This is a genomic window from Pedobacter caeni (assembly GCF_900129215.1).
Taxonomy (GTDB): domain Bacteria; phylum Bacteroidota; class Bacteroidia; order Sphingobacteriales; family Sphingobacteriaceae; genus Pedobacter; species Pedobacter caeni.
Genome location: NZ_FQUQ01000002.1, coordinates 815,387 through 827,857, shown reverse-complemented (window position 1 = coordinate 827,857; position 12,471 = coordinate 815,387). Strand labels below are relative to the sequence as shown.

Here is a 12,471-nt window from a genome sequence, read left to right as displayed (position 1 = left end):
GGGGGATCATACAAAAGGCCCACTCAACTTCATAGTTGAGCAGGCCTTTCATCTGTTAAAGCTTTTAGCCGACCAGGATTAATTGATCTTGTTGACCGCTAAATTATCATAATAAATATAATCCGTGGTGCTGGTTTTCCAGTAGTCCTGACTTCCACCTCTAAACGTATGGAAGGTCAGGTTGTTGATCAGCCTTTTACTATCATTGGTTGTCCAGCGGATATCCGTATCCAGAATTGTCGTCCCATCAATGATGATCTGAGCGCGGCCATTTGTACTTGATCCGCTATTGCTTTTGATGTACATATGAACATGGTACCATACTCCTTTTTGCAAGGCACCTGAAGCAGGAAAACGTTGGGTATAGGTATCACCATATTCCGTAGGCTGATCTTTATGGTAAACATAGGGCTGGAAGAATACCCGGTTTGGATTGCTGTCCGGAGAATACCACATTAATCTTAAACTGCCTCCATTTCCATCCCAGCCCGGATCACCGCCTGTATTTCCTTCACCTACAGAAAATCCAAATCCGATCTTACCTCCCCTGCTAAAATTAAACTGGCTATGAAATTTAACGTCGAAATCCAGTTCGTAAGCACTGCCATCAGTAATGTCTACATTGGTCACCATCCCACCTGCTCCGGATAACTGATTAGGTAATAAGGTTACCCTCATTCCATTTGTTCCGTCCTTGCCATTAGCGATGAGGGCACGGGATTGTTGCCAGCCAGAAACATTCCCAAAATCCGAAGATGCCTGGGCAGAGGTGTAAGCAGAGCCATTGGTCCGGCTATCCCAATTCAGGTTGAGGCTGGGTACAACTGCCGCAGCACTGAGCTCGGAACGCTTCTGGTCTGCACTTACCTCTTCCTGCCCTCCTTCTATAGATTTAGTTTCTTTTTTACAGGACGTAACAGCTAATACTGCAAGAAGTAAAATGCCTGCGGTAAATTGTCTTTGTTTGGTTTGGTTTTTCATTGCTTTGTTTTTAGGGTTTATGATTTGGTTGGTAAATTAAAACATCCGGTTAAGTAAATTTAACATAGTTTTAATCTAAAAAACAAACACAAACAACTGAAAAACAGATGATTACAAAATAAGCGATACGCTTTAAGCACGAACATATTACCCTGATAAACAGCAGAAAAGCACCATTGGGAAAGCTTCCCCTTCATTTATAAAAACGGGCAATACGCTTACAGGACAAGAAATATTTTTTAATTTATTTTATGGGGTTACCACTTACCCCTTCAAAAGTAATTTTGACAGGCTTGATGTATCCTTTTGCATCAAATTCCATCCGGTCTATACAGGTGACGCGATGGTTTCCGTCGGTTTCCCCAAGCGGTCTTCTGTGGTAAACCATATAGTAATCATTTTTCTTAGGATGTTTGATCACAGAATGATGTCCGGCTCCCGTAGCTACATTGGGATCCTGCTGAAGCACTTTACCAATTCTTTTAAATGGCCCCAAAGGAGAATCAGATATGGCATAAGCAACTGAATAGTCGGGACCAGTCCAACCGCCTTCAGACCACATAAAATAATATTTACCATCCCTTATAAACATATAGGGACCTTCCACATAGTTTTCAGGAGTAATTTCCTTGAAAACAGTGCCATCGGAAAAGGGAATAAATCCGGAGAAATCATCGTTCAATTTAGCCATATTACAATGCTTCCATCCCCCATAAATCAGGTAATGCTGTCCATCTTTATCTTTAAACACAAACTGATCGATTGGCTGGGCACCATTATGAAATTTATCAACTAAGGGTTTGCCAAGATGGTCTTTAAAAGGCCCTTCAGGTCGATCAGCAACGCCCACACCAATTCCGCCAATTTCCTGGTCGCTTTGAATGTCATTTGCTCCAAACAGCAGGTAATACTTATGATCCTTCTTTATAATCGAAGGGGCCCAAACCGCTTTCTTTGCCCATTTAAATCCCGCAGTATCTAATATTGAAGGATGTTTCTTCCAGCTGAGCAGATCTTTGGAAGAAAAAGCATCCAGAAAAACCTGCTTTTCATATTTATCAGAAAAGGTAGGGTAAATCCAGAAAGTCCGGTCAAATACCGCTCCTTCCGGATCTGCATACCATCCCGGAAAAACCGGATTTCCGGAACGTTTGACTAACTTTTCCGGTTTCTGACTATAAACAGAAATGGCCGACAGAGAACAGAAAATAAGGATCAGAATTGCGCGCATTACCAATGATTTTTTTCTAAGATAAAGATCCTTTAACAAAAATTATCCTGCCAGTTGGATTTTCTCGAATTGCAACTTTTTACCCTCCAGGATTTTAAACGTATAAATGACATTATGCTCCCCTTCACTGACATAGTTTCCTTCCTCATCTTTAGCCTTATTGGAAAAGGCCATATTTAACTGAAGTGTCTGATCTTCGGGATTAAATTGAGCATACAACTGGTATCGGTAATCCTCCCCCATAAATTCAGGGCTTTTACTTTCCAGTGACTGAATTAAAATCGCTGATTTTATCTTCAGGATACATTTAACGAAGTCCTTATTGAAAATCCGGGTATAATACTGATCAAAGTCTGTTTCCCTGAAAGTCTCAGGATTCGGAACTTTAGCCTTTCTCTCGATCCAGTCTGCCTCAGACAGATCACAAACTGGCCAAAGCTCAGTGTTGTCCCCATTAATCGGGAAATTGAAATAGGTTTTTAATTTTAACAGGTCTTTTTGATAAACTGCAGTCCTGAAGTTTTTAAAATCATCAACCCAGGTTTGTACCTCCGGATATTTAGAATTCAACTCTGCTGACTTTGTGGTATCTCCCAGGCTGAGGGTTGCAGTGGCTTTCTCTTCTGCCTGTTTTTTTGTCCCTTCACCATTACAGGAGGTAAAAAGGTAAACCAAACTCATTGCAGCAATTGCTTTAATCATTTTCATGGAACATAATTGGTTTCATCAGTATCTATTTTTGAAGTGATGAAAGCATATCATGTTATTCATGATGCTTTCATCAGGCCTAATTTACATAGATAATGATCGTCAAAATTTCCCTGATCACCAAAGGTTATCAAAAAACCCAGTCATTTATCTACCAGATTTCACACGTTTCCCTTCAGCTTCAGAGCTACTTGAACGCTGACGGGCACCTTTAATATCCTTGCTTCCAAAACGATAGGTACAGGTTAGTCGAAACACCTGACTCTCCCATCTCTCGTTAACAACATAATTTTGGGAAGGAATGGCACTTGTAATCTGGCTCTTCTGCAGTTTAAAAATATCATTGGCAGAAAACTTAATGCTGAGTTTATTGTCCATAAATGATTTACTGGCCCCCATATCAATCCCATACTGAGGCGCAATCAACAAGGTGCCATACACCTGTTTTGATTGATAATATCCCGACCATTCAAATTTGGTGGAAGTGTTTAAAGTAATCGTCTGACTGGTATTCAGGTTAAATGACGTTCTTCCGCTTTCGTATGGAAGTCCCAACAGATTTGGCGTCCTGAACTTGTTATAATATACAGTCAGGTTGTTATTACTACTCCACCATTTGGTGATCTGTATCGGGTAACTCATGTTCATATTGTAGGAATCCTGTTTGGCCAGATTCTGAACAGAGATAAAAATCGTCTTTTTGGCCGTATCAGTAAGTAATACTTCAGACATCACATCATTGGTATGGCTATATCCGAAAGTCACATTTAAATTCTTTTTAAAGGAATAAGAGAACTCAAAAGAATTGGTGTATTGGGGTTTCAAAAATGGATTCCCTTGTCTGAAGGAATATAAATCCACATAGTAAATAAAAGGGTTAAGAGAACCATAATCCGGACGGTCAATCCTACGGCTGTAAGAAAAACCAATATCATGATCTTTAGACAACTCCTGATTGATAAATACGCTCGGAAAGAGATTGAGGTAATCTCTTTTTACCACTTTCTGCTCTGTCACAGAGTTCCCCTTAGAGTTTGTTTGTTCCAGTCTCAGGCCAAGTTGTACAGTCGTGCTTTTAAATTTCCTGTTTATGTTCGCATAAGCAGCATTGATATTTTCATCATATAGGAACTGATTGCTTTTACCTTTATCATTAGCCCATTCGTTATTGACAAAGTTCTCAAACAGGAAGTTATTATCTGTCTGAACAAAACTTGTTTTCAGGCCAAGGTCTAATTTCATCTCTTTATTAACCGGTAAGGTATAGTCAACCTTAGCACCCCATATTTTTACGATGGAGGGAGAAGCATTCCTGAAAATATAAGCAGGTTTCAAGGGCTGTCCCGTTGCATTTTTGTACATATTGTTAAAAACACTGTTTTGCACTCCACTGTAACGGGAATAATCCATATCTGCACTGATCTCCTGACCAAGTGTATCGAGCGTTCCTTTATAATTCAGGTTGTAGGTAATTCCTGTATATTTTCGTGTATTCGTATTGGGCGCAACTACCGAAGAATCTGTCTTTCCTGGCTGATCACCGATCAGGGTAAGTACATTGGCCGCTTCATCACCATTGGTATGATAACCATTCAGAAAGAAGCCAAGGGTATGATGATCGTTGATAAAATAATCCATGCCCGCTTTATAATTCCTGTTTATTCTTTTCACATCACTATGACTGGTCTGATCAAAATAAGTCTGATCTGTAGAAGTTCCGTTTACCCTCGCAATATCGGTTTCCTGGAAGCGGTTATTTAAGCTATAACTGCCATTTCCAAAAACATTGAACTTTTTGGCTCTGTGGTTCAGGTCCAAACCGCCATTAACCTTATAATCTGCACCATAACCGGCTCCGGCAAATACAGAACCATTGGTTCCATAATTTCTGTTTTTCTTTAGTTTGATGTTGATGATCCCCGAGTTTCCCGCAGCATCATATTTAGCAGATGGATTGGTGATCAACTCAATTGACTGGATTGCAGTCCCTTCTGTGGAACGGAGCAGATTGGCCAGTTGATCGGCAGACAAATAAGTGGGTTTTCCATCCAGCATTACGTTTACGCCCTGCTTTCCTCTCAGAGAGATTTTACCATCTTTATCTACCGTTACACCAGGTGCTTTCTGCAAAATTTCCAGCGCTGTATTTCCGGAAGCCAACACACTATTCTCAATATTCAACACGGTTTTATCAATCTGACGTTCTATTAATGGCTTCTGTTTAACGATCTCCACTCCTTTTAGCTGTTGTGCATCTGCCGCCAACTGCACTTGTCCAACCTGGTGCGACTGCTTTTCGGCACCAATGGAATAGGGTCCTTTAAACGTTTTCTTATACCCTACCACATAAATGGCAACCAAATACTTTCCTGCATTCAAGCCCTTAAACTCATAAGTTCCATTATCTCCGGTTAAGGTTCCTTTTACCGCAGTAGAGTCTTTTGCATTCAGTAAGCTGATGCTTGCATAGGGAAATGCTTTCTGAGTTTCATCCAGGACCTTACCGGATATCTCCCCGTTTGTAGCTGCTGTTTGTGCCTTAGTTTCGCTTAAAAGCAGGAAAGCAATACCTAAGATGAGAAAGAATGAATTATATATTTGCGTTTTCATATGGACATAATTTTTCCACATACGCTGCTAAGCATATTCTGAACATATGTGAATGGGTTGGTGATTATGGTTGTCTGAATATAAGACAGTCACCTAAAGCAAAAGGTTACAGGAAAACGGGAAATATTTTGATTATTTTATAAAAAAGCTGCTCAACTTCAACAAATAATCAATTTATACACAACCAATTACTTCGTTAAAAAAACAAAATCAGATCTCAAGAAGTATGGATAGGTGTTATTTTTCTGCGTAATAAACAAAGGCGGGAGGAAGATTTAGCAAGGTAAACTCACAATGTACATTTTCAAAGTTTCTTTTGATCAGCGCAAGGTCTGTTTTGCAATATTGAAACTGAATGTAACAACCACCGGGTTTTAACAACTGATAACAATCATTCATTAGTCTTCCCTTTTTTAGTCCGCCCATATTGGCCAATGGAAGCCCGGAGATGATATAATCTACACTTCCTTCCCTGAAATACCGGGTAATGTTCATCACATCATCATGAATGGGAACGAAACGATGGTCTTCTTCTTTTTTAAGTTCATCAAAAAGAATGTTATTCATCTCAAATCCAGACAGTTTTGATTGTGGACTCATCTTATCCAGCAGATGTCCGGTGATGCTACCCTTCCCTGCCCCAAGTTCTACAATCTGAAGTGAATTTTCAAAATCAATAAATTGCATCATTTTTTTTGCTAGAAAAGGAGAACTTTCTATGATAGATCCCGTCTGCACAATATTCCGATACGCTTCTCTTACAAATACAAACATGAATCACAGTTAAAGGTACCAGCCGGCGCAGGTACCAGATAAAAAAAGCCGGACGATTTGAATTTACAAATTTATCCGGCTTTATGAAATATTCCTTAAAAGTTAATCGACAATATGAACAGATGATCACACTGGATTCCAGACTTAATATACGGTTAACAATTGCATTACCTAACTCTTGCTTAGGTCATAGCCTACCTTTGTCGCTATGAATACGACTTATTCGGTTAAACAACTCGCCAGGCTGCCGGGGTCAGCGTCAGAACGCTACACTTGTATGATCAGCTTGGTTTATTAAAGCCAAAGCTAAGCACAGCCGCAGGTTAGCCTTCCTGATCCTGAATCTGACAAATGTCATTTCTCATTATTTTTTCTCCAATATCATTCCTCTCTTCAGACGAAACCCTATATTGTATTTACTTATAAAACAATATAAATCGAAGAGATGAAACCATCAGGTATACCAGCAATGAATATGCCTGTGATAGCTTCATAAGCGATAAAATTCAAATTATATACCAATGAAAAAACATAAATTCTGGGGAGAAATTGAGGAAGACTGGGCAGGCTTTTCAGCAGAAAAGACTTTCAATATCCCACATTTTGAACAGCAAAATGTAACCTTATTTTTGGGAGAAGAGTTTGATGAAGATGGAGAAGAAATAGATACCCCTCCCAGCCCTGAAGAGCTGGATGCATACGAAGCCACCTTTTCCAGCTTTCTGGAGCACCTGGATACCATCATCGTAGCAATCAAAGAGCAATCTTTCGCCCGGTATCAGAAATTGTACGCCCATTATTTCGAAGATCAGACCAAATCCGGAGAAGCTCCGCTAAACATCAACACTCCTGGAAAACATTTTCAGCATTTAAAAGAAATCCTGTATATCCGCATCCTGAGCGATCATACCCTGCAAATCCCGATCAGGTATGGGATAGATACAGAACATGGCCTGGAAATAAGACTTGAAAACAACAAAATCGTAGCGATGGCAGGAATAGCTGAAACCTAAAATCAGCAATTCCAGAAAAAACATCAATAAATTCAACTGAACATATATGTCAAATCAACCAAAAATAAAAGTATGCATCGCCGGAGCAACCGGATGGGCAGGATCAGAGCTTGCCAAAGCAATTACAGGTACCGCAGACCTTGAGCTCGTTTCCGCAATTTCCCGCCAGCATGCAGGTAAAAATTTAAACGAGGTACTGGACCTGAAAGGCAGCAATATTCCCGTTTTTGCAACCATAGAAGAAGCCTTAACAATTCCATGTGATGTTCTGGTAGAATATACAAAACCTGATGTTGCCAAACATCATATCCTGACTGCCCTTGCAAAAGGGGTAAATGTAGTGGTGGGTACCTCCGGACTGAGTGATCAGGATTATGAAGAAATAGGCGTTAAAGCACAGGAACATCAGCAATCTGTGCTTGCAGTAGGAAATTTCGCCATCAGTGTAGTACTCTTAAATAAATTCGCAGAAATAGCTGCGCAATATATGTCTAACTGGGAAATCATTGATTATGCCAGCGCCGGAAAAATTGACGCTCCAAGTGGCAGTGCCAGAGAGTTGGCCTACCGCTTGTCACAGGTTAAAAAACAAGAGTTACAGGTATCCATTGAAAACACCAAAGGCGTAAAAGAAACCAGAGGAGCAGACTTGAATGGCACTCAGGTGCACTCCCTCAGACTTCCGGGTTATGTCATTGCTTTAGAAACCATATTTGGCATGCCAGATGAGAAACTCATCCTGAAACACGAAGCCGGAAACAGCTCAAAACCCTATGTAACAGGTGCTTTTCTTGCCATCAGAAAGGTCAGCTCCTTTACCGGACTAAAAAGAGGTTTGGACACGGTAATGGACTTGTAAAGAAACCTGAGCTTCTCAACAAAGCAGATTGAGCTTTTTAACAAAGCGCCCCTCTGGAATCCTGTATACCTTTGCTTTACTCAAATTCAGAAACAATGACAAAAGTTTGGTTTATTACAGGTAGTTCCAGAGGATTGGGACGAAGCCTCACAGCGGCGGTACTGGCCAATGGCGATTATGTTGCCGCGACAGCCAGGAAACCAGAACAATTAAATGACCTGGTTGAAAAATATCCGGGTCAGATTTATCCTATACAACTTGATGTTACAGAATACGATGAGGTCTATCAATCTGTGGTTGCAGCTGTAGCCCATTTCGGAAGAATTGATGTCCTGGTGAACAATGCCGGATTTGGCATCACAGGGGCTGCAGAAGCGTTCACGGATCACCAGGTCCGCAGTCAGCTGGAAACCAATCTGTATGCACCTATAGAAGTTACGCGTGCAGTATTGCCCTATATGCGCAAACAAGGCTCAGGAAGAATTCTTCAGATCAGCTCTGTCGGCGGACGTGTGGGCGGACCAGGTCTGACCATGTATCAGGCTGCAAAATTTGGATTGGGTGGTTTTTCAGAAGCATTGGCTAAGGAAGTTGCCCCTCTGGGTATTCATGTGACTTGTATAGAGCCCGGTGGGTTCCGCACAGATTGGGGTGCTGAATCCATGAGTTTTGCCCGCGAAATCGAAGGCTACGCAGCTACGGTGGGCCGCATGTCAGAATTTCTGAAAAGTGGCAGCTATATTCCTATGGGAGATCCTGATAAAGCAGCAAAAGTGATGATCGACCTGGTGGATCATCCAAAACCGCCCATACACCTGATTCTTGGCAGTGAAGCCATCTCCATCGTCAAAGGTTCAGAACTGGCAAAAAAAGCGGAACTTGAGCAATGGGAAAACATCAGCATTTCTACAGATCACAGTGAGGCCATAAATTTTCTGGAAACGGCCGAAGGGAAAGTCATCTCAGAACTCAAGAATTACTAAACAACGGCCTTGCAAAATCGGGCTGTCCAAAAGACATTTTCAGGATAGCCCGATTCTGTTTACTTTTATATAGGATTAATTCAGATGCCCGAACAAGAAGAAAAAAAGAAACATCCGGATATTATGTTTGCCTGCTATACACAAAAAAGCAGGTCCGGAGAGCAATTCATTGCCGAGCATAGCCTGGGCTACAATATCTCCGGAACAATGGAGATCTTTGTTGATGGTAAAACACAGGTATTTAAAGAAGGTGACCTCCGTTTTTGCAGAAGAAACCGCCTGGCCAGGTTTTCGAAAGAGCCCGTTCCAGGAGGAGTATTTAAATCGGTAACCATCTTTCTGGGTCAGCAGCTGTTACGCAGCATCTGTGCAGAACACCAGCTTCAGGCCAAAGGACTTTACTGCGGAGAAAGTGCCCTGCTGATCAAACCCAATCCATTGTTCAGAAATTACATGGCTTCCCTGACTCCCTACCTGGATGCGGACAAGCCCCTTAATAAGGCTTTGACCGCTTTAAAGGTAAAAGAAGCTGTCATGATTTTAATGGAAACCAATCCGGCATTGCAGGATGTACTTTTTGATTTCAATGAGCCTGGTAAAATTGATCTGGAAGCCTACATGACCGAGCATTATAAGTTTAATGTGGACCTGAACAGATATGCGTACCTGACAGGAAGAAGTCTGGCAACCTTTAAAAGGGATTTCGAAAAGATATTCAATGCCTCGCCCAACAAATGGCTTCAACAACAACGCTTAAAAGACGCTTACTTTTTAATCAGTGAAAAGGGAGTGAAAGTATCCGATGTTTATCTTGAAGTCGGTTTTAAAGACCTTTCTCATTTCTCCTTCGCTTTTAAGAAAATTTATGGCATTACCCCTTCCAAACTCAGCTTACAGATCTAATGATGAAAGCTCCTTAAAACAATAGCCCTGATTTCCTGTTCCAGATATATATATGCGCAAATTTTTACAGAAGCTGCTTACCGGATCCATCATCAGACTGGCCAATAAATATTCCTCCAGACCGGACAGGCAGCGTGTGCATGAAGCCTTAACCACCTTATTTAATAAAATCCAGAAAGAACCGGGAAAACGTGGTCAGCTGATCGACTTTGATCTTAATGCCAAACTCATCATCTTTTCCGATCAGCATAAAGGCAGTAGAAATTACAGTGATGATTTTGCGCTCTCGGAAAGAAACTACCTCGCCGCGCTTAGCTATTACAATGAGCAGAACTATCTTTTTTGCAGTTTGGGCGATAGCGAAGAACTTTGGAAGAACACACTTCTTGGGGTGATCAGGAACAATAAAGCGACTTTTGAGCAGGAGAAACTATTCCTGAAAAGAAATGCTTTCATTAAGATATTTGGAAATCATGACCTCTATTGGGACAATGATCCGCTTGCAGGCTTTACCCTTGAGAAGGTTTACGGACAAAAAATAAAGATTTATGAAGGGGTGATCCTGCGGATCCCGGTTAAAGACCAATTGTTGTCGATATTTATGACCCATGGCCACCAGGGAGACCTGCAAAGCGACGGAAACTGGTTTAGTAAATGGTTTGTTTCCAACATCTGGGGGCCACTTCAGGCTTATCTGCGGATCAATCCCAATACTCCTGCCTACGACAATCAGTTAAAGTCTGCACACAATGCCATCATGTACGACTGGACCGCGCAGCAAACAGGATTAGCCCTGATTACCGGGCATACCCATCAACCCGTATTCAATTCATTAACCCACCTGGAACGGACCTATATCCGACTGGAAGCAGCTAAGAAAAAAGGAGCGCAGGCCGAAATTCAAAAGATAGAAGCGGAATTAACTGCAGGAAAAATCAGTGGTGACACTTCTCCAAGGCTCGACTATTCAAAAAACACCTACTTCAATACAGGTTGCTGTTGTTTCAACGATGGCGACATTACCGGAATAGAGTTGGAAGGAGGCAAAATCAAACTGATCAAATGGAAATTTAATCCGGAATCCGGTCCTACCCGCATTGTTCTTGAAGAAACCGAATTAGAACACCTGCTTGATGTTTGAGATGCTCCGGAATCAATTCGCAGATCTGTATACTTTTAAATTACTTCCCTGCTTAAATTACGACCCTGAAAGTCAGGTTCAGTCTTTCTGTCATCGGTTTCGTTGATTTTGCAATTCTATGGTTCCAGTTGACTTGTAAATCGCCCTTCATGATCATCAATGAGCCATGTTCCAGCCTGATGGAATATTTCAGACTATGGTCCGCTTTATTGCGGATATCAAAACTACGTACCTGACCAAAGGTAACTGAGGCAATCACGGGATGAGTACCCAAAGCCTTTTCATTATCGCTATGCCAGGCCACAGAATCGTTGCCATCCCGGTAATAATTTAAAAGCACACTGTTAAAAGAAATTCCGGCAATCAACTCTACTTTCTTACGGATCATGAGCAGGTCTGCTGTCCTGGGCAAAGGAGCTGATTTCCCCAATACCGTATAATTATAAGCCTCAGGATCTCCATACCATGCAGTCAGTCTGGGTGTAACAACCTCCTTATCATACATTTTCACCACTCTCTGTTTCCATAATGAATCTTTTATCAGGCGCTCCATCAAAGCCTTACCTTCTCCCGCTTCAAAAAATTCAGCACGATAATCCAATAACGATACCGGAAGCCCAGGCGTCTGTCCTTCTTCTTTAAAAAAGCTTAACTGCTCCATCTTCATTCCTCTTAAAATTCAGTTAACTTACAAAACCTTGCTTCAGCTATGCAATTCAGTTATGCAATTTACTAAAAATATTAGTAAACAAAACAACATAAGTTGTCAAAATTTCCCCTTCTAATTGTCGCATTTACACAGCCCTTCTTTTCGTTTCAACCTTTAAGTTTGTGTAGACTAAAACAAAAGACAATGGAAAAATATCATTTAGACAGGGACCTGAAGATCTTTTATGTAACTGCCAGCTCTTTTCCGGAAGGGATTCCGGCAGCTTACGATCAATTAACCACGCTTGTTCCCTTAAATAAAGACCGGATACTTTACGGAGTTTCCCGTCCGGAAACCGGTCCGATAATTTACAGGGCAGGTTTGGAAGAATTATATGAAGGGGAAGCAGAAAAATACGGATGCGAATCTCTGATTCTGAAGAAAGGAACTTACATCAGTTCCATTTTAAAGGATTACATGAAAGCGCCGCAGCTTATTGGTTGTGAATTCAGAGACTTGCTGGATACACCTGGATTAGATCCGCAAGGATATTGCGTAGAGGTGTACCTTAGTGATGTTGAAGTTCGCTGTATGGTTAAGCTGGAGAGTTAAGCCCCGC

General features: G+C 41.3%; 13 protein-coding genes. 7 read left to right on the top strand and 6 right to left on the bottom strand.

Translation table 11 applies throughout. The features are described 5' to 3' along the window. Positions 1 to 78: 78 nt before the first annotated feature. The 5 genes from BUC20_RS10955 to BUC20_RS10935 form a co-directional block, all read right to left on the bottom strand. Positions 79 to 981 (bottom strand): polysaccharide lyase, encoded by a 903-nt coding sequence (locus BUC20_RS10955; RefSeq protein WP_073230793.1) that lies wholly within the window; start codon positions 979 to 981, stop codon positions 79 to 81. Positions 982 to 1,225: 244 nt separating this feature from the next. Further along, entirely contained in the window at positions 1,226 to 2,212 is a 987-nt protein-coding gene (locus tag BUC20_RS10950) for a glycoside hydrolase family 43 protein (RefSeq protein ID WP_073230791.1), read from the bottom strand. Positions 2,213 to 2,254: 42 nt separating this feature from the next. Further along, positions 2,255 to 2,920 carry a hypothetical protein gene (locus tag BUC20_RS10945; RefSeq protein ID WP_073230789.1) on the bottom strand — a complete coding sequence of 222 codons (666 nt, stop codon included), beginning with the start codon at positions 2,918 to 2,920 and terminating at the stop codon, positions 2,255 to 2,257. 147 nt (positions 2,921 to 3,067) lie between these two features. Further along, the gene (locus BUC20_RS10940) at positions 3,068 to 5,530 is read right to left on the bottom strand and encodes a TonB-dependent receptor (RefSeq protein WP_073230788.1); all 2,463 of its coding nucleotides are present in this window, start codon (positions 5,528 to 5,530) and stop codon (positions 3,068 to 3,070) included. A gap of 237 nt (positions 5,531 to 5,767) precedes the next feature. Further along, entirely contained in the window at positions 5,768 to 6,304 is a 537-nt protein-coding gene (locus BUC20_RS10935; RefSeq protein ID WP_073230786.1) for a class I SAM-dependent methyltransferase, read from the bottom strand. Between the two features lie 273 nt (positions 6,305 to 6,577). Here BUC20_RS10935 and BUC20_RS34450 point away from each other — a divergent pair, with 273 nt between their 5' ends. From BUC20_RS34450 to BUC20_RS10910, 6 genes are all read left to right on the top strand, one after another. Further along, entirely contained in the window at positions 6,578 to 6,631 is a 54-nt protein-coding gene (locus tag BUC20_RS34450; protein WP_394334164.1) for a hypothetical protein, read from the top strand. 194 nt (positions 6,632 to 6,825) lie between these two features. Beyond that, complete coding sequence (locus BUC20_RS10930) at positions 6,826 to 7,317, top strand: DUF6985 domain-containing protein (RefSeq protein WP_073230785.1); 492 nt, start codon at positions 6,826 to 6,828, stop codon at positions 7,315 to 7,317. Between the two features lie 46 nt (positions 7,318 to 7,363). Next, the gene (gene dapB / locus BUC20_RS10925) at positions 7,364 to 8,176 is read left to right on the top strand and encodes a 4-hydroxy-tetrahydrodipicolinate reductase (RefSeq protein WP_073230783.1); all 813 of its coding nucleotides are present in this window, start codon (positions 7,364 to 7,366) and stop codon (positions 8,174 to 8,176) included. 95 nt (positions 8,177 to 8,271) lie between these two features. Continuing rightward, positions 8,272 to 9,159: an oxidoreductase gene (locus BUC20_RS10920; RefSeq protein ID WP_073230781.1), complete on the top strand. Its 888-nt coding sequence runs from the start codon at positions 8,272 to 8,274 to the stop codon at positions 9,157 to 9,159. An 84-nt stretch (positions 9,160 to 9,243) separates the two neighbouring features. Then, entirely contained in the window at positions 9,244 to 10,062 is an 819-nt protein-coding gene (locus BUC20_RS10915) for a helix-turn-helix domain-containing protein (protein WP_073230780.1), read from the top strand. A 52-nt stretch (positions 10,063 to 10,114) separates the two neighbouring features. Then, positions 10,115 to 11,203 (top strand): metallophosphoesterase, encoded by a 1,089-nt coding sequence (locus tag BUC20_RS10910; RefSeq protein ID WP_073230778.1) that lies wholly within the window; start codon positions 10,115 to 10,117, stop codon positions 11,201 to 11,203. A gap of 52 nt (positions 11,204 to 11,255) precedes the next feature. On the opposite strand, the gene BUC20_RS10905 is transcribed toward BUC20_RS10910, so the two are convergent. Continuing rightward, positions 11,256 to 11,870, bottom strand: a complete 615-nt coding sequence (locus BUC20_RS10905; RefSeq protein ID WP_234994499.1) for an alpha-ketoglutarate-dependent dioxygenase AlkB family protein — start codon at positions 11,868 to 11,870, stop codon at positions 11,256 to 11,258. A gap of 186 nt (positions 11,871 to 12,056) precedes the next feature. On the opposite strand from BUC20_RS10905, the gene BUC20_RS10900 reads away from it, so the two are divergent. Then, complete coding sequence (locus tag BUC20_RS10900; RefSeq protein ID WP_073230776.1) at positions 12,057 to 12,464, top strand: transcriptional regulator; 408 nt, start codon at positions 12,057 to 12,059, stop codon at positions 12,462 to 12,464. Positions 12,465 to 12,471 lie beyond the last annotated feature (7 nt).